Genomic DNA, 21,177 nt, shown 5'->3' on the forward strand with positions numbered 1-21,177 from the left:
GAGACGGCGCAAAACCCGCGCCAAGTCACGGGTTGCCAGGGGAGGATTACTTCTGCGGGATCAGCAGCAGGCGATCACGGCCATAGACGCGCTCCAGATTCTGCGGCTGCAACGGCAGGCTCTGGTATTGGCCGCGGGTCCAGCTCTTGCCCGGGGTGCCGGCCTGGCTCGCCTGCAGGGGCTCGGCCAGGCCGAAGTCCACCGCCAGGCGCAGCGCCGGCGCCAGCCAGGCCTGATCATCGCCGCCCCAGTGGCTGGCGGTCAGGTCCAGGGTCGAGCCGTCGCCGCCGCTGGCATTGCCATCCAGGCGGTGCAAGCGGCCCCACTGCCAGGCGGCGCGATCGCTGCCCAGCTTGGCCTCGCAGGTTTCGACGGCCCCGGCCAGCGCGAGGGCGAAGATCGCCGGCTTGTCTTCACGGGCAGGCGTGCTGACGTCATCCCAATAGGGGCTGTCGTCACGGGCCAGGAGATGATCGACGATGGCGTTGTAGCCGGTGTCGCTGAGGGTGGTGAAGGCCTGCCAGGCCGGGCTCTTGGTGCCCCCCAATTCATCGGCGAAGGTCTTTTCGGCCAGGGCCTGCAAGAAGGCCTCGTAGAGCGCCGCATCCGCGGAACCGGCGGCCAGGCGACCGTCGAAGCCCTGCAGACGGCGCAGGGCTTCTTCCGCCTGCTGGCGCTGGGTGGCCGGCAGGGCGGCGATGGCCTGGCGCAGTGGCGCGGCGAAGCCGGGGGCGTCGATCTGGGTCTTGAGCTTGGCGGCCAGGGTGGTGGTCTGGTCCTGCTGCAGGGCCATGGCGTCGCGGGTATCGAGGCGCGCCGAGCGCCCGGCCAGTTGTGCCAGGCGCTCCTGGCGCTCGGGGCCCGACCAGTTGCTGGACAGCTGCATGCCGTAGCCACGCGGCACCACGCGCTGGTTGGCGGCGCCCAGCCAGCCCTGGGCCGGGTCCTGATCGTAGGGGTGCAGCATGGGGTCGGCGTAGCCATCCCAGGCATAGCGCTCGTCCCAGCCGGGCGAGGGCAGCAACCCCAGGCCGCTGCGGCGATTGGGATAACGGCCGGTCACCTGCCAGCCGACATGCTCGGCATCGGCGAATACCAGATTCCAGTCACTGGCGCGCAGCTCGCGAGCCAGTTCGAAGGCGCGCTCCACGTCCTTGGCGCGGGTGAGGTCGAAGAGGGCGTCCAGGCTCTTGTCGGCTTCCAGGCGACTGCTGCGCAGGGCCAGGCCGTAGCCGTTGGCGTCCGGCGCCAGGGCCAGATTCAGCAGCGGACCGCGCGGACTGGTGTAGAGGGTCTCGCGCCGCGGCTTTTCACCGCGGACGAAAAAGGTCTCCACCCGCTCGCCGGCCGGCTGCCACTGGCCGCCGCTCTGCACCTGCAGGCGACCGCCCTGGCGCTGCAGGCGTTCGAGGTAGAGGTCCTGACTGTCGCCCATCAGGGTCGCGGCGCCCCAGGCCAGCTTGCCGTTGTAGCCGTCGAGCAGCAGCGGCAGGCCTGGCAGGGTGGTGCCCACGGCCTCGAAGCGCGGCGCCCTCAGGGTCACCAGGGTGAAGGGCGACTGGCCGGCAAAGGCGCTGACCTTGTCGACGCCGAGCAGGCTGCGACCGCTGCGGGTATGGCCCGGGGTGGCGGCCCAGGCGGTACCGGTGGGGCCGCCGAAGGGGGCGAGCGCCGCCAATTGACGCTGGACCTGCAGCAGGGCGTCGAGTCCGGGCAGCTGGCCGCGCAGATTCAGGCCGCGCAACTTGGCGGTCTCTTCTTCCGGTAGAGGTTCGTCGGGGTAGGTGGGCAAGAGCCAGGCCAGGCGCTCGGGACCGATCTGGGCGGCCAGCGCCAGCGCCGCGGTCTCCTTACGCAGGTCTACCGCCTGGGCGAAGTTGAGCAGTTCGAAGAGCAGGGCGCTGTCTTCGGCTTTCCAGTATTCGGCGCGGTAGTCGTGGCCATCCAGCTCGACCCGCTCGCCGGCCCGATAGAGGTAGGCGTTGACGCCCCGGGCATAGACCTCGAAGAAGGTCTTCATCCGCGGCGAGGCGTTGCCGTAGGCCACCTGGGCGGCCTTGCGCAGGTCCACGGCGCGCATGAATCTGTCGCTGTCCAGCCGGCTTTCGCCGTAGGCCTCGGCCAGCCGACCCTGGGCCAGCAGGCGCAGCTCGACCATCTGCGCCAGGCGCTCGCTGGCGTGGACGTAGCCGAGTGCGAAGAGCGCATCGTGAAAGGTGGTGGTCTCGATCAGCGGCTGGCCATCCGCATTGCGGCGCACCGAGGCGGTCTGCGCCAGGCCGCGCAGCGCCAGGCTACCCTTGAGTTGCGGCTGGCCGCGGGGCGACGGCTCCTCGGCGAAGTACTGGCAGCCGGCGAGGGCAGTCAGCAGGCCGAAGGTGGCGAGGCGCAGCGGCGCGCGCGAGCGAAACGGGAGAGGCGAGACCATGAACAGCGGACACTCCGGCGGATGGATGCGAACGGGTGGCTACGTTAGCAGGGTCCACCGGGGGAGCAAGCCTCGGGCGAGGGGTGGCGTCCGGGCGCTGCCGACAGGTCATCGGGAAAGGCGCCTGGCGCGGCACCAGACCGCTCAGCGCAGCGCCATCCAGATCAGCAGTGCGGCCTGGAACAGGCAGAACACCGCCAGGCAGCCGATGGCGAATCTCAAAGAGATGTCATCACGACGATAGAGGGCGATGCGGTCTTCCAGCTGACGCAGGCTGGCATCGCGCTCGTCGATCACCCGGTCGCATTGCTCCAGCAGGGTGGCGCCGTCCAGCAGCGACAGCAGTTGCACCTTGTCGGTATTCCAGTCCTCGCGCAGCTGGCTGACCCGCGCTGCCCGGCAGAGCTGCTGGCGCTCGTCGTCTGCCGCCGTCTCGACGGTGAAGCCCTGGGCGCCGAGCACGTGGTCGCGGCGCTTGCGGCTGTCTTCGTCGAGTGCGTCGCGGCGCGCCAGGGGCAGGTCCTGCACCCGGTAGTGGTTCCAGCGCAAGCGCGTCCAGGCGGCCGCCCGGGCCAGCAGGAAGCGGCCCAGACCGCGCTCCTCGGGCTCGATCTGCAGGCCGCGTTCGGGGCCCAGGCGGATTTCGCCGAGGCGATGGTCGACCCAGACCTCCAGCACGTTCACCTCGCGGTGCAGCAGCTGGCCGGGAATCTGCACCGTCAGCCGCAGCAGGCTTTCCTCGTCGCCATGGCGCTCGACCAGGCCGAGTTGCACGAAGCGCAGGGGGCGCACGCCAACCCGCCGATCCGCCGGCTGCGGCATCAGCCGCAGCAGCTGGAAGCGCTCGGGCGGCAGGCTGGCCCAGGGATGGGGCTCATTGGTGACGGCTTCGACGGCCGGCGATGCTTGATCGGGGGTTTCCACGGGCGGACTCCAGCGGGCGCGCCTCCGTGGGCGCCCTTGCCGGCTTATCGGCCAGGGTGCGGGGAACCTGAGCGCGCGACGAAGGCGGTCACGCGCTCGACCAACGCGCGGGCCAGCGGCAGGTTGGGGTTGTCATAGCTGGGCAGTTGCGCCTGGATGTCCGCCGGGGCGATGCGCAGCACGTGGTTCATGCCGGGAATGATCGCCAGTTCGGCATCCGGCTTGGCCCGCTGCAGGGCGCGGGCATCATCGACCTCCACCTGGACGTCATGGGTACCCTGGACGATCAGCGCCGGGGCGTGGATGCCGGCAAAGGCCCTGGCCGGATTCTGGCGGAACAGCGAGATGAGATAGGGCTGAACGCTGGGGCGGAACAGCACCAGCAACTCCTTCGGCACCTCGGGCACCGGCGTGCCGCGCAGCAACTGGTCGATGATCCACTGGGCACTGGCCAGGCCGGCGGGCGACAGCTTGCCGGCCAGCTGTTCGCGCAGCACCACGTCGATGGGCCGGCCGCTGCCGGCCAGGGTCACCACCCCGGCGACCGGCACCCGGTCGGCGGCCAGACTGGCGATCAGGGCGCCTTCGCTGTGACCGAGCAGGATCACCGCGGAAAAGCGCGGGTCGGCGCGCAGCAGCCGGATCCAGCCGACCAGGTCGTCGACATAGCGCTCCACGCTGAGGTGGCTCTCGTCCGGTTCGGCGCTACGGCTCTCGGCCACGCCGCGCTTGTCGAAACGCACGCTGGCGATCCGCTGCCGGCCCAGGGCCTCGGCCAGTCGCTGCAAGGCCGCGTTGCGCGCGCCGGGTCCGTTGCCGTTGCGGTCAAGGGGCCCGGAGCCGGAGACGAAGAGCACCACGGGTTGCGGCCGCTCGCTGCGGGGCAGGATCAGGCTGCCCTTGAGCACGCCGCTGCCGGTGTCGAGCTGGACGGGGCGATAGAGCACGGGGTCGGCCGCGGTGGCGAGGGCGGGCAGGGCGAGGCACAGCAGCAGGGAGAACAGCAGACGCATGACGAAGAGGGCACCGGAGGGCTGGGGTGTGGGGGCCTATCCCGCACACAATCCGTGTAAAAGACCACGGCGCGTGTAAAATCGCCCATTCCCATTTTGAATCTATACCTTTCACCCGTAGCGCGGAGCCCTCGCATGTCCGGTAATACCCTCGGCACGCTGTTCACCGTCACCACCGCCGGCGAAAGCCATGGCCCGGCGCTGGTCGCCATCGTCGACGGTTGCCCACCCGGACTGCCCCTGGACATCGCCGACCTGCAGCGCGACCTGGATCGGCGCAAGCCCGGCACCAGCCGCCACACCACCCAGCGCCAGGAAGCGGACGAAGTGGAGATCCTCTCCGGGGTCTTCGAAGGCGTCACCACCGGCACCCCCATCGGCCTGCTGATCCGCAACACCGACCAGAAGTCCAAGGACTACTCGGCGATCAAGGACCTGTTCCGCCCGGCCCATGCCGACTACGCCTATCACCACAAGTACGGCCTGCGCGACTACCGCGGCGGCGGTCGCAGCTCGGCGCGGGAAACCGCCATGCGCGTGGCGGCCGGTGCCATCGCCAAGAAGTACCTGGCGACCCAGGGCATCCGGGTGCGCGGCTACATGAGCCAGCTGGGCCCCATCGAGATCCCCTTCAAGACCTGGGACAGCGTGGAAGAAAACGCCTTCTTCAGCCCCGATCCGGACCGGGTGCCGGAGCTGGAAGCCTACATGGACCAGCTGCGTCGCGATCAGGATTCGGTAGGCGCGCGCATCACCGTGGTCGCCGACGGCGTGCCGCCGGGTCTGGGCGAGCCGATCTTCGACCGCCTCGACGCCGAATTGGCCTATGCGCTGATGAGCATCAACGCGGTGAAGGGCGTCGAGATCGGCGCCGGCTTCGCCAGCGTCGCTCAGCGCGGCACCGAGCACCGTGACGAGCTGACCCCGGAGGGCTTCCTGTCCAACAACGCCGGTGGCGTGCTGGGCGGCATCTCGTCTGGTCAGCCCCTCGTCGCCCACCTGGCGCTGAAGGCCACGTCCAGCATCACCACTCCGGGGCGCTCCATCGACGTCCATGGCAATCCGGTGGATATCATCACCAAGGGCCGCCACGATCCCTGCGTGGGCATCCGCGCCACCCCCATCGCCGAAGCCATGATGGCCCTGGTGCTGATGGATCACCTCCTGCGCCACCGCGCGCAGAACGCCGAGGTGAAAGTGCACACGCCCGTCCTGCCCCAGCTCTGATCCGCGGACGGACGATGCCGGTTCCCTATTGGCGGCTGTCGGGCTTCTACTTCGCCTACTTCGCGCTGCTGGGGGCCACGGCGCCCTACCTGGGGCTGTATTTCCACCACCTGGGCTTTTCCGGCACCGCCATCGGTCAACTGGTGGCCATCCCCATGCTGATGCGGGTGCTGGCACCCAACCTCTGGGGCTGGCTGGCCGATCGCACCGGCCGCCGGCTGAGCATCGTCCGCCTCGGCGCCGCCTGCACCCTGCTGTGCTTCTCCGGCATCTACCTCGGCCAGGGCTTCGCCTGGCTGGCGCTGATCATGGCCGGTCATGCCTTCTTCTGGCACGCGGTGCTGCCCCAGTTCGAAGCCATCACCCTGGCTCATCTGCGCGATCAGCCGCAGCGCTATGCGCGCATCCGCCTCTGGGGCTCCATCGGCTTCATCGCCGCGGTGGCGGGGCTGGGCTGGGCCTTCGAGTACGTCAGCCTGGATCTCTATCCGGCCTATCTGCTGCTGGTGATGGCGATCATCCTGCTGGCCTCGCTGGCGGTGCCGGGGGTCAAGGTCGACCCCGGCCAGCGGCCCGAGGCGCCGGCCGAGCCCTTCCTGACCACCCTGCGCCAGCCGCGGGTGCTGGCCTTCTTCATCGCCGCGGCACTGATGCAGCTGTCCCACGGCCCTTACTACACGGTCTTCACCCTGCATCTGGAAGAACTCGGTTATGGCCGCGGCGTCATCGGTCAGCTCTGGTCGCTGGGCGTGGTCGCCGAGGTGCTGATCTTCCTGGTGATGCCGCAACTGCTGGCGCGGATCGCTCTGACTACCCTGCTGGTCGGCGCCTTTCTGATCGCCGCCGGGCGCTGGCTGCTGCTAGGCGCCCTGGCCGACCAGTTGCCAGTGCTGTTGTTCGCCCAGCTCCTGCATGCGGCCACCTTCGCCTGCTTCCACGCCGCCGCCATCCAGTTCGTCCAGTCCCATTTCGACCGCCGCCGCCAGGGCCAGGCCCAATCGCTCTACGCGGCACTTTCCGGGGCTGGCGGGGCGCTGGGCGCGCTGTATGCTGGCTATGCCTGGCAGGTGTCCGGTGCCCTTGCCGCCTTTGCCGGCGCCTCCCTGGCGGCGCTGGCGGGGGCCTTCCTAATCCTCTTGTCCGTTAGGTCCAGTACGAAAAGTGCCTGCGCTCGGTGAGGCTTCGTTGAAAAACACCTGGATCGCCAGCCCGGTCGCAATGCTCATTTACCTCTCGTAAACTCCGCTTCCTCAGCGTTTTGATTCGCTGGCGCTCACCATCTGGGCCAGCCGTTGGCTGTTACTCCCGTTGGTCGTTGCGCCTCGCCTGACCGTCGCTCGGCGACTTTTCGTACAGAACCAAGGAGAACCCTCCATGATCCAGCAGCGTGAGCAACTGGCCCGGGAAATCATCGACGCCGGTCGCTTTCTCTATGGCCGCGGCTGGTCGCCGGCCACCAGCAGCAACTATTCGGTACGGCTGTCCGACAGTCGCCTGCTGTTGACCGTCTCCGGCAAGCACAAAGGTCAGCTGGAGCTGGACGATATCCTCGCCACCGACCTCGACGGCACCCCGCTGGAGGCCAAGAAGCCTTCCGCGGAGACCGCGCTGCACACCCAGCTCTATCGCTGGCAGCCGGAGATCGGCGCCGTGCTGCACACCCACTCGGTGAACTCGACGGTGCTCTCGCGCCAGCTCGAAGGCGATCGCTTGGTGCTGGACGGCTACGAATTGCAGAAGGCCCTGCATGGCGTCACCACCCACGACGTGCGGGTGGAGATCCCGGTGTTCGACAACGACCAGGACATCCCGCGCCTGGCCGACAAGGTGCAGACCTGGCTGAACGTGCATCCCGACTGCGTGGGGTACCTGATCCGCGGGCACGGCCTCTATACTTGGGGCCCGCGCATGGCCGATGCCTTGCGCCACGTGGAAGCCTTCGAATTCCTCTTCGAATGCGAACTCAAGACCCGGAGCCTGCGTCCATGAGCCGACTGACCGTCTACCACGATGCCGAACCCCGCCAGCCGCTGAAGGTGATCAGCGATGGCGAGCACATCGCCGCCACCCTGGCCGAGGTTGGGGTGCGTTTCGAGCGCTGGCAGGCCACCGCCCCGGTGGCGCCCGGCGCCAGCCAGGAGGAGGTGATCGCCGCCTACCGACCGGAGATCGATCGCCTCATCCAGGAGCGCGGCTACCAGACCGTCGACGTCATCAGCATGCATCCCGAGCATCCGCAGAAGGAGGCGCTGCGCGCCAAGTTCCTCGAAGAACATCGCCACAATGAAGACGAGGTGCGCTTCTTCGTCGCCGGCCAGGGCCTTTTCACCCTGCACATCGACGACCAGGTCTATGCCGTGCTCTGCGAGAAGGACGACCTCATCTCGGTGCCGGCCGGTACGCCGCACTGGTTCGACATGAGCGAGTCGCCGTCCTTCGTCGCCATCCGCCTGTTCGACAATCCCGACGGCTGGGTCGCCCACTTCACCGGCGTGGACATCGCCCAGCGCTTTCCGCGCCTGGAGGTCGAGGCGTGACGATCAAGGCCATCCTCACCGATATCGAAGGCACCACCAGCGCCGTCAGCTTCGTCTTCGACGTGCTCTTCCCCTATGCCCGCGCGCACCTGCCGGCCCATGTGCGCGCCCATGCCGGAGAGCCGGCGGTGGCCGAGCAACTCGATGCCGTGCGTGCCGAAGCCGGCGAGCTGGACGCCGACGTGGAGCGGGTGATCGCCATCCTGCTGGAGTGGATCGCCACCGACCGCAAGGCCACGCCGCTCAAGGCGCTGCAGGGGCAGGTGTGGGAGCAGGGCTATCGCGCCGGCACCCTCCGGGGGCACGTCTATCCCGACGCCGTCCAGGCCCTGCGCCAGTGGCATGCCGCCGGACTGCCGCTGTACGTCTATTCCTCGGGCTCGATCCAGGCGCAGAAGCTGATCTTCGGTTGCTCCGAGCATGGCGATCTCACGCCTTTGTTTTCCGGGTATTTCGATACCCTGACCGGCGGCAAGCGTGAAGCTGCGTCCTATGCCCGCATCGCCTCGGCGACCACCCATGCGCCGGCGGAACTGCTGTTCCTTTCCGATGTGGTGGAAGAGCTGGATGCCGCGCGCCAGGCCGGTCTGCCGACCTGCGGCCTGGTGCGTGCCGGTGGCCAGCTGGGCGACCATCCGTGTGTGGCGTCCTTTGCTGACATCGATCTCACCACGTTTACTTGAAACCCATGGCCGGCGGCGCTGCCAAGCGAGCCGGCCGAACTCCACGCCCTCATCGCCAGTCCCAAGTGACGAGACCTGTGTCCTCGCAACGGGAGTCGCGACATGATCAATTCCACCATCGGCGGTGTACTGGGCTTCATCGTCTTCCTGCTCGACATCTGGGCCATCGTCAACGTCATCCGCAGTGACAGCACCAGCAATGCCAAGATCGGCTGGACCGTGCTCATCATCGTGCTGCCGGTGATCGGTCTGATCGCCTGGGCCGCCGCCGGTCCGCGCGGCAATCGCTCGGCCACCGCGCCTACCCATAAAGGCTAACCAGCACAACGCTGGAGCCTGTCACATCCAGCTCTTACAATGCCCGGCTTTTGGCCGGGCATTGTCTGTCTCGGCCCGCCACCTGCGGAGATCGACATGAGCGACTACCTCGAAACCCTCTACGACGGCTATGGCCAGAGATTCACCGTCGAGCGCCTGCTCCACGAGGTGCGTACCGAGCATCAGCACCTGGTGATCTTCCAGAACGCCGTGCTGGGCAAGGTGATGGCCCTGGATGGCGTCATCCAGACCACCGAGGCCGACGAATTCATCTATCACGAGATGCTCACCCAGGTGCCGCTGCTCGCCCATCCGGCGCCGAAGCGGGTGCTCATCATCGGCGGTGGCGACGGCGGTATCCTGCGGGAAGTGGCCAAGCACCGAGGTGTCGAGCACATCACCATGGTCGAGATCGACGGTTCGGTGGTGGAAATGTGCAAGGAGCACTTTCCCGGTCATTCGGCTGGCGCCTTCGAGGATCCGCGGCTGAATCTGGTGATCGACGACGGCATGAATTTCGTCGCCAACACCACCGAGCGCTATGACGTCATTATCTCTGACTCCACCGATCCCATCGGTCCGGCCGAGGTGCTGTTCTCGGAGAACTTCTACCAGGCCTGCCATCGTTGCCTGAACGACGGCGGCGTGATGGTAGCGCAGAATGGCACGCCCTTCCTGCAGCTGGACGAGGTCAAGACCACCGCCAGCCGGATGTCCGGGCTGTTCGCCGACTGGCACTTTTATCTGTCAGCGGTGCCTACCTACATAGGGGGCGTGATGACCCTGGCCTGGGGCAGCAAGGACGTGACCTTGCGTCGGCAAGGTGCCGAAACCCTGGCGCAACGCTACAGTGATACCGGCATCCAGACCCGTTACTACACCCCGGAGCTGCATGCCGCCGCCTTTGCTCTACCTCGATACGTGCTGGAGGCCATCGGCAAGGCTTAAGCCCTGACGGTCGCGGCACCGTTCGAGTGCTCAGCCGCAACTCGCCGGGCGTCGGTAGCGACGGCTCGGCGAGAAGATCATCCGAACCAGAGGAGGGTTGTCCTATGTCCTTGTCGTTTGCCGATGATGTGAGCTTGAACCTGCTGCAGCGGATGAAGGAGGGCGGCTTCGACTTCGCCCGCTTCCATCCCATCGACTTCTTCGCCATCTTCGCCGACGAAGGCAAGGCCCGCATCGCTGCGGACCAGTTTCACGGCGAGTCCCTCAACACCCAGGTTATGCCCCACGAAGAGGGGGGCTGGCATCTGCAGGTCAGCAAGGTGATGTTCGCCACCCACGCCACCATCGACGATTTCGAAAGCGATCTCGAGGCGGTGGTAGTGCCTCTGGGCGGCCAACTCGATGGCTGGGGCGTCACCCAGGAAGTCAGCCGCAGCTCCGCCTGATCCCTGGCTTGTCGAGGCGGCATCTCGAAGGGGATGCCTGTCTCATTCTCTGTAATCACTCCGCCGCTCAATCATCGCACTTTCCGCCGGGCGCACCGTCTTAGGCTCATGACGGAAACGTTGCGGTGCATGCGCACGCTTACGTGCCTGGCTTTGGTGCACCGCGCGACCCGCCGCCTCGCAAGAGCTTGATCCACAAGGCTCTGGCGCTGGCACGCGGCTTGCGAAGCTGCACCGTGGGTGACAAGGAGATCGGCATGAGCCGCCAACTGTATAACGAGATGTATGACGCCCAGGCGCACTGTCGACCGCACTACGGTCGCTATGCGCAATGGCTGAGTGAGACACCCCCGGAACTCCTGGCCCAGCGTCGTCGCGAAGCCGACCTGCTGTTCCATCGCGCCGGTATCACCTTCACCCTCTATGGCGACGAGCAGGGCACGGAGCGCCTGATTCCCTTCGACGCCCTGCCGCGAGCCATCCCCGCCAGCGAATGGCAGATCATCGAGCGCGGCTGCATTCAGCGCGTCCAGGCGCTGAATCTCTTTCTCCACGACCTCTATCACGACCAGCGCATCATCAAGGCCGGGGTCATACCCGCCGAGCAGGTGCTGGCCAATGACCAGTACCAGCTGGCCATGCAGGGGCTGGACCTGCCCAATGGCATCTATGCGCACATCGCCGGGGTCGACCTGGTGCGCGATGGCGACGGCGCCTACTACGTACTCGAAGACAACCTGCGCACTCCCAGTGGGGTGTCCTACATGCTCGAGAACCGCAAGATGATGATGCGGTTGTTTCCCGAGCTGTTCACCCTGGAGCGCATCGCGCCCATCGACCACTACCCGAACATCCTGCTCGATACCCTGCGCAGCTCCACCCCGGTCAACAACCCCACGGTGGTGGTGCTCACCCCGGGCCGGTTCAACAGCGCCTACTTCGAGCACGCCTTCCTGGCGCGGGAAATGGGCGTGGAGCTGGTGGAGGGGGCCGACCTGCTGGTGCGCGACGAACAGGTGTTCATGCGCACCACCTCGGGCTTCCGCAAGGTCGATGTCATCTACCGCCGTCTCGACGACGCCTTCCTCGATCCCCTGGCCTTCAATCCGGACTCCCTGCTGGGCGTGCCCGGCCTGCTGGCCGCCTATCGCGCCGGTAACGTCATCCTGGCCAACGCCATCGGCACCGGGGTGGCCGACGACAAGTCGATCTATCCCTATGTGCCGGAGATGATCCGCTTCTACCTCAGCGAAGAACCCATCCTCTACAACGTACCCACCTGGCAGTGCCGCAAGCCGGACGAGCTGTCCCATGTGCTGGCCAATCTGCCCGAGCTGGTGGTCAAGGAGGTCCATGGCTCCGGCGGCTACGGCATGCTGGTCGGCCCTACCGCCAGCAGCCTGGAGATCGAAGCCTTCCGCGCACGGCTCAAGGCCAATCCCAGCGCCTACATTGCCCAGCCGACCCTGTCGCTGTCCACCTGCCCGACCTTCGTCGAGAGCGGTATCGCACCGCGGCACATCGATCTGCGGCCCTTCGTGCTGTCCGGGCGCAAGACGCGCCTGGTGCCCGGGGGCCTCACCCGGGTCGCCCTGCGCGAAGGCTCGCTGGTGGTGAATTCCTCCCAGGGCGGCGGCACCAAGGACACCTGGGTGGTCCAAGACTAGATCGCCAAGAAACAGTGGCCGCCACGGCGGCCTCGCAAGGACCTTTGAAAGGCGACCCCACCATGCTGAGTCGTACCGCTGCCGATCTGTACTGGATGTCCCGCAACCTGGAGCGCGCCGAGAATCTCGCGCGGATGCTGGACGTCAGCTATTCGCTGTCGATGATGCCGCAGAGCGGGCAGGGCGGAGGCCTGGACGAGCTGGCCATGCCATTGCTCATCACCGGCACCCTGGATGACTACCGGGAAAAGCACGGCGCCCTGCACCCCGAGCGCCTGCTGCACTTCTTCGCCCTGGACGAGCGCAACCCCGGCAGCATCTATTGCTGCCTGCAAGCTGCACGCAGCAATGCCCATGCGGTGCGTGGGCGCATCACCGCCGACATGTGGGAGAACGTCAACGCCACCTGGCTGGAGATGCGCGAGATCGCCGTCACCGGCCTGATCCGCTTCGGTATCAGTCGCTTCTGCGAATGGGTCAAGGAGAGGTCCCACCTGTTCCGCGGTGCCACCGTCGGCACCATCATGAGAAACGACGCCTATCGCTTCATCCGCCTGGGTACCTTCGTCGAACGCGCCGACAACACCCTGCGCATGCTCGACGCCCGCTACCAGGTGCTGGGGGAAGAAGAGGCGGAAGCCATCAGTGACGCCTCCGCCCGCGGCTTCTATCAGTGGAGTGCCCTGCTGCGCGCCCTGAGTGCCTTCGAGGCCTATACCGAGCTCTATCGCGATGCCCTCAACGTGCGCAACGGCGCCGAGTTGCTGCTGTTGCAGGAAGACCTGCCACGCTCGCTGCTGGCCTGCGTGATCGAGCTGCACCGGGTGCTGGCCAGTCTGCCCGGGGAGAACGGCCGCGAGGCCAAGCGTCTGGCCGCGGGTCTCGAGGCGCGGCTGCGCTACACCAGCATCGACGAGGTGCTGGACGAAGGCCTGCACGCCTGGATCGGTGATTTCATCGTCCATGTCCGCCAGCTCGCCAGCGCCATCAACACCGCTTACTTGGAGGCCGTATGAGGCTCGCGATCCATCACGAAACGCTTTATCGCTATGCCGATCAGGTCCGCGCCAGCATCCAGTACCTGCGCCTCACGCCTCAGGACGATGCACGCCAGAAGATCCTTGGCTGGGAGCTGGCCTTGCCACGGCCGGCGCGGGCGCAACGCGATCCCTTCGGCAACATCCTCCATGTGCTGACCCTGGATACGCCCCATGACGCCATCACCATCACCGCCAGCGGCCAGGTGGAGATCGACGAGACCTTCGAGGCGGAACCCTGCCAGGCCTCGGCCTTTCCCTTTTTGCGTCAGACTCGGCTGACCGAGGCCGACGAGGCGTTGACCGCCTTCGCCCGTGAGGTCTGCGACGGGCGCCAGGATCGCGACAGCCTGATCCAGCTGATGGAGCGCCTGCATGAGCGCATGATCTATGTACCTGGCTCCACCGAGGTGGACGGCAATGCCGCCCAGGCCTTCGCCAAGGGCGCCGGGGTCTGCCAGGATCATGCCCATGCCTTCCTGGCCTGCGCCCGCAGCCTGGGCATCCCGGCGCGCTACGTGTCCGGCTATCTGTGCACCGACGACAGCGCGCACCTCTCCAGCCATGCCTGGGCGGAAGCCTGGCATGACGGCGCCTGGTACAGCTACGACGTGACCAATCGCCTGACCCGACCGGAGCGCCACCTGCGGCTGGCCATCGGCCTGGACTACCTGGATGCCTGCCCGGTACGCGGCATGCGCCGTGGTGGTGGGGTGGAGCACATGGAGGCCAAGGTGCTGGTCGAGCCGTTGCAGCAGGTGCAGCAACAGCAATAATCAGCACTGCCGGCAGCGCACGAAGAGACGGCCAGGGGCCGTCTTTTCTTTTCCTCGCCGCTGCGGCAAAACCGTCTCGATACCCGAGGTTCGCATGACCTATTGCGTCGCCATGAAACTGCACGACGGCCTGGTGTTCGTCGCCGATTCCCGCACCAATGCCGGGGTCGACAACATCGCCACCTTTCGCAAACTGCATCTGTTCCGAATTCCGGGCGAGCGCCTGATCGCCATCCAGTCGGCGGGCAACCTGGCTACCTCCCAGGCGGTCATCAGCCTGTTGCGGCAGCGCCTGGACAGCGAGCAGGACAACTTGCACGGAGTGCCCACCCTGTATGAGGCCGCCCGCTTGCTAGGGCAGACCTTGCGCGAGGTCCTGCAGCGCGATGCCGAGGATGCCCCCAGCGGTCATGGCCTGGATCTGAGCTGTTCCTTTCTCCTGGGCGGGCAGATCCGCGGCGCGGAGCCGGAGTTGTTCAACCTCTATCCCCACGGCAATTTCATCGGTGCCACCGAGGACACGCCCTATTTCCAGATCGGCGAGAGCAAGTACGGCAAACCCATCCTGGATCGGGCGCTGACCTTCGCGACGCCGCTGGAAGAAGCCCTGCGCTGCGCGCTGCTGTCCTACGACGCCACCATTCGGAGCAATCTATCGGTGGGGCTGCCGTTGGATCTGGTGGTCTATCCGCGCGATGCGCTGGCGCAGGTTAGCAGCCATCGAATCGACGAGCACGATCCCTACTTCCAGGCCTTGCGCAAAGGCTGGGGAGAGGGGCTGCGTGACCTGCTGGCAGCCTTGCCGGCAGCACCAGCGGATTATTGGCGCTAGGGATCAGCCAAAGAACCGGGAAAGATTGGGGATGACCAGTACGACGGTGGTGACGATGAGCACGAAACTCGCCTGACGCCACTTGGGGACGGGATTCTTGAACATGACTCGGGGCCTTTATTGTTAGCTGTTTGAAGCCTTTACGTCTTCAGCGGGAAGCGCTTGCGCGACAGCGGCATGCAGTTACTGATACCCGCAGGCTTGAGCACTATCCAGTAGCTATAGAACATAAATTTCAGTTTTGTGGCGATGACCGGCCAGCCGGTTATCAAAAATGTCGCACTAGACGATTTCTCCTTTGCTTTCAGGCAATTGGAAAAATGCTTGCGACGCTACCGTTGGTCGGAGGTATAGAAGGTAACGCAGGGCAGAGAGGCGACTGACCGGTCATCCCGTGAACGGCGCAGAGCAGCGGGCTTTCCCAGCCCTGCGTGCAAATGTATGAATCGATTGAAGAAAAAGCTTGCCATCGAAATCGCCTTTGCCTATAGTTGCGCGCCTCGGTGATGCAGATGCAGCCGCCGAGCAAATCTGGTGAGGTGTCCGAGCGGTTGAAGGAGCACGCCTGGAAAGTGTGTATAGGAGAAATCTTATCGAGGGTTCGAATCCCTCCCTCACCGCCAGATCTGAGAGAACCCCTGAGAGCCCAGCTCCAGGGGTTTTTTCTTGCCTGCGATTCGGCCAGGCTTCGGTGGATCAGGCCGCCTGGGCGAAGGTCGCGGCGGTGTCCCGCGCGTTGGGCAGCACGGCCGTCAGCTGTTCCAGGTCGATGCTGGCGAACAGCGGACCGCTCAGGTCCTGCACCTTGCTGTCACCGACATTCTCCTGCAGCACCTCGGCCACGGCGACCGCCTGGGCCACGATCAGCGCATAGCCGTTGCCTTCTGGTGCCTGCAGCGGGCGGGCCTGGTAGCCAATGGCGTCGCGCAGGACCTGGGGCAGCTGCCAGCGGCGGGCCAGTTCGGCACCCACTTCCGGATAGCCGAAGCCCAGTTGCAGGGTCTCGTCGGCGGCGCGATGGCTGCTGGCGGTGGCGCGACCGGCCAGGCTCGGCGCCAGTTCGGGGGCGCCGCTCTGGATCAGCAATTCGCCGATGTCGTGGAGCATGCCGCAGGTAAAGGCGGTTTCCTGGTCCAGGCCGGCCTGCTTGGCCAGTGGCTTGCACAGGCTGGCGACCAGAAAGCTGTTGTACCAGAAGGCCTGCAGATCGAAGCCGGGCGCGGCCTTGAAGCCGCCAGCGAAGGCCGAGGCCAGTACCAGGGTGCGCAGGGTGTTGAAGCCCAGGCGCAGGGCGGCGTCTTCGATGCTGGTGGATTCACGGGCGCCGCGGAAGCGCGCCGAGTTGGCCAGGCGCAGCACCTTGGCGGCGATGACTGGATCGCGCGCCACGGTGCGCGACAGGGTTTCGATGCTGGTGTTGGGGTCGTCGAACTGCTGGATCAGGACCTGCGCCACTTCGGGGACGTTGGGCAGGTTGTGCAGCTGGGCAAAGAGGGTGTCGAGTTGCATGGGCGTCTCCGCGGAAAAGGGTTACATCTCCTTACACCCTCGTCATCGGTCGCCTGCGCGGATTTCTGTAGCGGTCATGTGACGATCGGTCGCAGCCGGAGTGGCCGCGACCGGGTAGCCAAGCAAAATTGCTTTGCTGATCAGGTAATTGCTGCAAGAAAGCCAGGCATGCCTGGCCGCGCTATTACCGTTCGTCGAGAGCGAAATCGACCTGGGTCAGGCCCGCTTCGCTGGCTTCCAGCACCCAGCCTCGGCGGTCCCAGTCCCCCAGCACGATGCGCTCGGCCGGCTGGCCATCGAGCAGCAGCTCATGGCAAGCGGGTCTGTGGGTATGGCCGTGGATCAGCGTCGTCACCCGGGCGGCGTGCAGTTCGCGCTCGACTTCGGCCTCGGTGACATCGGTGATGTCCATGGCCTTAGCGCGGGTCTGCTGGCGACTCTCGCTGCGCAGTTTGCGCGCCAGCTTCTGGCGGCTGGCCAGCGGCAGGTGGCGCAGCACGAAGAGGGTGAGGGGATGGCGCAGGATGCGACGCAGCTTCTGGTAGCCCTCGTCGCGGGTGCAGAGGGTATCGCCATGCATGAGCAGCACGCGGCGACCCGGGAAGTCGGCGATATGGCGATCCGGCAGCAAGCGGCAACCCGCCTGGCGGCAGAAGGCCTTGCCGATGAGGAAGTCGCGATTGCCATGCATCAGATAGACGGCCGTGCCGCTGTCGGCCAGCTGGCGCAAGGCGGTGGCGATCTCCTGCTCGAAGGGCCCCATGGCGTCATCGCCGATCCAGGCTTCGAACAGATCCCCAAGGATGTACAGCGCCTCGGCACCGCGGGCACGGGTTTCGAGGAAATGCAAAAACGCCCGGACCAGGTCCGGGCGTTGCGGTTCGAGATGCAGGTCGGAGACCAGTAGAATCACTCGACGATCTCGGCCTTCTCGATGATCACGTCTTCGCTCGGCACGTCCTGGTGACCGGCCTTGCTGGTAGTGGCGACGCCTTTGATGGCGTTGACCACGTCCATGCCCTCGACCACCTTGCCGAACACCGCATAGCCCCAGCCCTGGCTGGTGGGCGCGGTGTGGTTGAGGAAGGTGTTGTCGGACACGTTGATGAAGAACTGCGCCGAGGCGGAGTGCGGATCCATGGTGCGGGCCATGGCGACGGTGCCGATCGCGTTGGAGACGCCGTTGTTGGCTTCGTTCTTGATCGGGGCGCGGGTCGGCTTCTGCTTCATGCCCGGCTCGAAACCACCGCCCTGGACCATGAAGTTGCTGATCACGCGGTGGAAGATGGTGCCGTCGTAGTGACCGCTCTTGACGTATTCCTTGAAGTTGGCCGCGGTTTCCGGCGCCTTGTCCTCGAAGAGTTCCAGGGTGATGACGCCGTGGTTGGTGTGCAGCTTGATCATGGCAGCGAATCCGTAGCTAAAGGGGACAGCATCCAGACCCGGCGAGGCCTCAAGGGTTTCGCCGGGACTTGACGGGTTGGGCTATGATACGGGTTTACCTTTGCCCGGCCTACCCTGGCCGTGCGTCTGCCCAGTTAAGGATCCCATGAGCAAGCCGACTTCCGACTCGTCCACCGCCGCCAAAGCCGCCCCCGCGCATTTCCTGCGGCAGATCGTCCAGGCTGACCTGGACGCCGGCAAGCAGGCCAAGATCGTCACCCGTTTTCCCCCGGAGCCCAATGGCTACCTGCACATCGGCCACGCCAAGTCGATCTGCGTGAACTTCGGCCTGGCCAAGGAATTCGGCGGCGACTGCCATCTGCGCTTCGACGACACCAACCCGGCCAAGGAAGACCAGGAATACATCGACGCCATCAAGAGCGACGTGCACTGGCTGGGCTTCGACTGGGCCGGCGAGGTGCGCTATGCCTCCGCCTACTTCGACCAGCTCTACGCCTGGGCCGTCAACCTGATCGAGCAGGGCCTGGCCTACGTCTGCGACCTCACCCCCGAGCAGGCTCGCGAATACCGCGGCAGCCTCACCGAACCGGGTCGCAACAGCCCCTTCCGCGACCGCTCGGTGGCCGAGAACCTGGACCTCTTCGCCCGCATGAAGGCCAGCGAGTTCAAGGACGGCGAGAAGGTGCTGCGCGCCAAGATCGACATGGCCTCACCCAACATGAACCTGCGCGATCCCATCCTCTATCGCATCCGTCACGCCCATCACCATCAGACCGGCGATGCCTGGTGCATCTATCCGAGCTATGACTTCACCCATGGCCAGTCCGATGCCCTGGAGGGCGTGACCCACTCCATCTGCACCCTGGAGTTCGAGGACCACCGTCCGCTGTACGAGTGGTTCCTGGCCAAGCTGCCGGTGCCGGCCCAGCCGCGCCAGTACGAATTCGCCCGCCTCAACCTGAACTACACCGTCACCAGCAAGCGCAAGCTCAAGCAACTGGTGGACGAGGCCCATGTGCACGGCTGGGACGACCCGCGCATGTCCACCCTGTCGGGCTATCGCCGCCGTGGCTACACCCCGGCCGCCATCCGCAACTTCTGCGAGATGATCGGCGTGACCCGTTCCAATGGCGTGGTCGACGTGGCCATGCTGGAATTCGCCATCCGCGAGGACCTGGACCAGAACGCTCCGCGCGCCATGTGCGTGCTCAAGCCCCTCAAGGTGGTGATCACCAACTACCCCGAGGGCCAGGTAGAGAATCTGGAGCTGGCACGGCATCCCAAGCAGGATCTGGGCGTGCGCCAGCTGCCCTTCACCCGCGAGCTGTACATCGACCAGAGCGACTACGAAGAGAATCCGCCCAAGGGCTACAAGCGCCTGGAGCCGGGTGGCGAGGTGCGCCTGCGCGGCAGCTACGTGATCCGTGCCGATGAGGCCATCAAGGATGCCGACGGCAACGTGGTCGAACTGCGTTGCAGCTACGACCCGGACACCCTGGGCAAGAATCCCGAGGGCCGTAAGGTCAAGGGCGTGATCCACTGGGTGCCGGCCGAAGGTAGCGTGGAGTGCGAGGTGCGCCTCTACGATCGCCTGTTCCGTTCGGCGCAGCCGGAGAAGAGCGAGGAGGGCGGTAGCTTCCTCGACAACATCAATCCTGATTCCCTGGTGGTGCTCAAGGGCTGCCGTGCCGAGCCGTCGCTGGCCCAGGCCCAGCCGGAAGACCGCTTCCAGTTCGAGCGCGAAGGCTACTTCTGCGTCGATCTGAAGGATTCCGCGCCGGGCAAGCCGGTGTTCAATCGTACCGTGACCCTGCGCGATTCCTGGGGGCAATGATGGGGCTGCACCTCTACAACACCCTGACCAAGACCAAGGAAGCCTTCACGCCGCTGGTGCCGGGCCAGGTGCGTATGTACGTCTGCGGCATGACCGTCTACGACTACTGCCACCTGGGGCATGGTCGCAGCATGGTGGCCTTCGACGTCATCACCCGCTGGTTGCGCCATAGCGGCTACGACCTGACCTACGTGCGCAACATCACCGACATCGACGACAAGATCATTAAGCGCGCCAATGCCAACGGTGAGCCCTTCACCGACCTGGTGGCGCGGATGATCGAGGCGATGCACGAGGACGAGGCGCGGCTGAATATCCGCAAGCCCGACCAGGAGCCGCGCGCCACCGATCACATCGATGGCATGCACGCCATGATCCAGACCCTGATCGACAAGGGCTATGCCTATGCCCCGGGTAACGGCGACGTCTACTACCGGGTCAATCGCTTCGCTGGCTACGGCAAGCTGTCGCGGCGGCGCGTCGAGGACCTGCGCATCGGCGCGCGCATCGAGCCGGGCGAGGCCAAGGAAGATCCGCTGGACTTCGTGCTGTGGAAGGCCGCCAAGCCGGGCGAGCCGAGCTGGCCGTCGCCCTGGGGCGCCGGGCGACCGGGCTGGCACATCGAGTGCTCGGTGATGTCCACCTGCTGCCTGGGCGAGACCTTCGACATCCATGGTGGCGGCAACGATCTGGAATTCCCGCACCACGAGAACGAGATCGCTCAGAGCGAGGCGGCCACCGGCAATACCTACGCCAACGCCTGGCTGCACTGCGGGATGATCACCATCAATGGCGAGAAGATGTCCAAGTCCCTGGGCAACTTCTTCACCCTGCGCGAGGTGCTGGAGAAGTATCACCCGGAAGTGGTGCGCTACCTGCTGATCGCCAGCCACTACCGCAGCCCGATCAACTACTCGGAAGACAACCTGCGCGAAGCCAAGGGTGCTCTGGAGCGCTTCTATCACTCGCTCAAGGGCCTGCCGCAAGCACCGGCGCAAGGCGGCGAAAGCTACGCCGAGCGCTTCGCCCAGTGCATGGACGACGACTTCAACACCGCTGGTGCCTGCGGCGTGCTGTTCGAGCTGGCCCGCGAGATCAACCGCCTGCGCGAGAGCGATCCTGCCGCGGCGGCTGGCCTGGCCGGGCGTCTGCGCGAACTGGGTGATGTACTGGGCGTGCTGCAGCTGGAGCCGGAAGCCTTCCTGCGCGCTGATGCGGCGGGGCGGGTGGATGCCGCCGAGGTCGAGGCGCTGATCCAGGCCCGGCTCGCCGCGCGCGCGGAAAAGAACTGGGCGGAATCCGACCGCATCCGCGACCAGCTCACCGCCCTGGGCGTGGTGCTGGAAGACGGCAAGGGCGGCACCACCTGGCGCCTGGCGGAGTAAGCGACGCCCAGCATAGCGCGGCCATGGCGGTCCGCCGATGCGGCCGCTCCTACGGGGCCGGGCCGCCGTAGGTTAGGTTGAGACGGCTCCATCGTCGAAGCCCAACAGTGCGGGCTCTGGGCAAGACCCGTTTGGCTTCGCAGCGCGCAGCCCAACCTAATGGCCGTTCCTACGGGCTGGCGCTGTTTTCGTAGGTTGGATTGAGACGG

General features: G+C 66.0%; 20 protein-coding genes and 1 tRNA gene. 15 read left to right on the plus strand and 6 right to left on the minus strand.

Translation table 11 applies throughout. The features are described from left to right. Window positions 1-46 precede the first annotated feature (46 nt). From C722_RS0119765 to C722_RS0119775, 3 genes are all read right to left on the minus strand, one after another. Window positions 47-2,428 (minus strand): penicillin acylase family protein, encoded by a 2,382-nt coding sequence (locus tag C722_RS0119765; RefSeq protein WP_017642178.1) that lies wholly within the window; start codon window positions 2,426-2,428, stop codon window positions 47-49. A gap of 144 nt (window positions 2,429-2,572) precedes the next feature. Beyond that, on the minus strand, window positions 2,573-3,352 hold the full coding sequence (locus C722_RS0119770) for a hypothetical protein (RefSeq protein ID WP_017642179.1): 780 nt from the start codon (window positions 3,350-3,352) through the stop codon (window positions 2,573-2,575). 44 nt (window positions 3,353-3,396) lie between these two features. After that, the gene (locus C722_RS0119775) at window positions 3,397-4,365 is read right to left on the minus strand and encodes an alpha/beta hydrolase (protein ID WP_017642180.1); all 969 of its coding nucleotides are present in this window, start codon (window positions 4,363-4,365) and stop codon (window positions 3,397-3,399) included. A 135-nt stretch (window positions 4,366-4,500) separates the two neighbouring features. Here C722_RS0119775 and aroC point away from each other — a divergent pair, with 135 nt between their 5' ends. From aroC to C722_RS0119850, 13 genes are all read left to right on the plus strand, one after another. Next, window positions 4,501-5,592, plus strand: coding sequence for a chorismate synthase (gene aroC / locus C722_RS0119780; protein ID WP_017642181.1), 1,092 nt, complete (start codon window positions 4,501-4,503; stop codon window positions 5,590-5,592). A gap of 14 nt (window positions 5,593-5,606) precedes the next feature. Beyond that, a complete protein-coding gene (locus C722_RS0119785) occupies window positions 5,607-6,770 on the plus strand; it encodes an MFS transporter (RefSeq protein WP_017642182.1) in 1,164 nt (387 codons plus the stop codon). Window positions 6,771-6,966: 196 nt separating this feature from the next. Next, window positions 6,967-7,581: a methylthioribulose 1-phosphate dehydratase gene (locus C722_RS0119790; RefSeq protein ID WP_017642183.1), complete on the plus strand. Its 615-nt coding sequence runs from the start codon at window positions 6,967-6,969 to the stop codon at window positions 7,579-7,581. Beyond that, window positions 7,578-8,129: an acireductone dioxygenase gene (locus C722_RS0119795; protein WP_017642184.1), complete on the plus strand. Its 552-nt coding sequence runs from the start codon at window positions 7,578-7,580 to the stop codon at window positions 8,127-8,129. Before C722_RS0119790 ends, C722_RS0119795 begins: the two co-directional genes overlap by 4 nt. Continuing rightward, window positions 8,126-8,812 (plus strand): acireductone synthase, encoded by a 687-nt coding sequence (mtnC, locus tag C722_RS0119800; RefSeq protein ID WP_017642185.1) that lies wholly within the window; start codon window positions 8,126-8,128, stop codon window positions 8,810-8,812. Before C722_RS0119795 ends, mtnC begins: the two co-directional genes overlap by 4 nt. 105 nt (window positions 8,813-8,917) lie before the next feature. Next, window positions 8,918-9,130, plus strand: coding sequence for a PLDc N-terminal domain-containing protein (locus C722_RS0119805; protein ID WP_026083979.1), 213 nt, complete (start codon window positions 8,918-8,920; stop codon window positions 9,128-9,130). 96 nt (window positions 9,131-9,226) lie between these two features. Further along, window positions 9,227-10,078, plus strand: a complete 852-nt coding sequence (gene speE / locus C722_RS0119810) for a polyamine aminopropyltransferase (protein ID WP_017642186.1) — start codon at window positions 9,227-9,229, stop codon at window positions 10,076-10,078. A 104-nt stretch (window positions 10,079-10,182) separates the two neighbouring features. Then, a complete protein-coding gene (locus C722_RS0119815) occupies window positions 10,183-10,524 on the plus strand; it encodes a ribonuclease E inhibitor RraB (RefSeq protein WP_017642187.1) in 342 nt (113 codons plus the stop codon). 257 nt (window positions 10,525-10,781) lie between these two features. Then, window positions 10,782-12,191, plus strand: coding sequence for a circularly permuted type 2 ATP-grasp protein (locus C722_RS0119820; protein ID WP_017642188.1), 1,410 nt, complete (start codon window positions 10,782-10,784; stop codon window positions 12,189-12,191). A 62-nt stretch (window positions 12,192-12,253) separates the two neighbouring features. Beyond that, on the plus strand, window positions 12,254-13,207 hold the full coding sequence (locus C722_RS0119825) for an alpha-E domain-containing protein (protein WP_017642189.1): 954 nt from the start codon (window positions 12,254-12,256) through the stop codon (window positions 13,205-13,207). Next, window positions 13,204-14,004, plus strand: a complete 801-nt coding sequence (locus C722_RS0119830; protein ID WP_017642190.1) for a transglutaminase family protein — start codon at window positions 13,204-13,206, stop codon at window positions 14,002-14,004. The genes C722_RS0119825 and C722_RS0119830 overlap by 4 nt, the downstream gene beginning before the upstream one ends. 94 nt (window positions 14,005-14,098) lie before the next feature. After that, window positions 14,099-14,836, plus strand: coding sequence for a proteasome-type protease (locus tag C722_RS0119835; protein ID WP_017642191.1), 738 nt, complete (start codon window positions 14,099-14,101; stop codon window positions 14,834-14,836). A 533-nt stretch (window positions 14,837-15,369) separates the two neighbouring features. Further along, window positions 15,370-15,459, plus strand: a tRNA-Ser gene (locus tag C722_RS0119850). 73 nt (window positions 15,460-15,532) lie between these two features. Here C722_RS0119850 and C722_RS0119855 read toward each other — a convergent pair. From C722_RS0119855 to C722_RS0119865, 3 genes are all read right to left on the minus strand, one after another. Further along, entirely contained in the window at window positions 15,533-16,345 is an 813-nt protein-coding gene (locus C722_RS0119855) for an HDOD domain-containing protein (RefSeq protein ID WP_017642193.1), read from the minus strand. A gap of 184 nt (window positions 16,346-16,529) precedes the next feature. Then, window positions 16,530-17,258: a UDP-2,3-diacylglucosamine diphosphatase gene (gene lpxH, locus C722_RS0119860; RefSeq protein WP_017642194.1), complete on the minus strand. Its 729-nt coding sequence runs from the start codon at window positions 17,256-17,258 to the stop codon at window positions 16,530-16,532. Further along, window positions 17,255-17,749: a peptidylprolyl isomerase gene (locus C722_RS0119865; protein WP_007158996.1), complete on the minus strand. Its 495-nt coding sequence runs from the start codon at window positions 17,747-17,749 to the stop codon at window positions 17,255-17,257. Before C722_RS0119865 ends, lpxH begins: the two co-directional genes overlap by 4 nt. A 145-nt stretch (window positions 17,750-17,894) precedes the next feature. Between C722_RS0119865 and C722_RS0119870 the strand changes: the two genes are divergently transcribed. Beyond that, a complete protein-coding gene (locus C722_RS0119870; RefSeq protein ID WP_017642195.1) occupies window positions 17,895-19,583 on the plus strand; it encodes a glutamine--tRNA ligase/YqeY domain fusion protein in 1,689 nt (562 codons plus the stop codon). Continuing rightward, window positions 19,583-20,968 carry a cysteine--tRNA ligase gene (cysS, locus tag C722_RS0119875; protein ID WP_017642196.1) on the plus strand — a complete coding sequence of 462 codons (1,386 nt, stop codon included), beginning with the start codon at window positions 19,583-19,585 and terminating at the stop codon, window positions 20,966-20,968. The genes C722_RS0119870 and cysS overlap by 1 nt, the downstream gene beginning before the upstream one ends. Window positions 20,969-21,177: the final 209 nt, after the last annotated feature.

This window comes from Pseudomonas sp. 313 (assembly GCF_000316965.1).
Taxonomy (GTDB): Bacteria; Pseudomonadota; Gammaproteobacteria; order Pseudomonadales; family Pseudomonadaceae; genus Chryseomonas; species Chryseomonas benzopyrenica.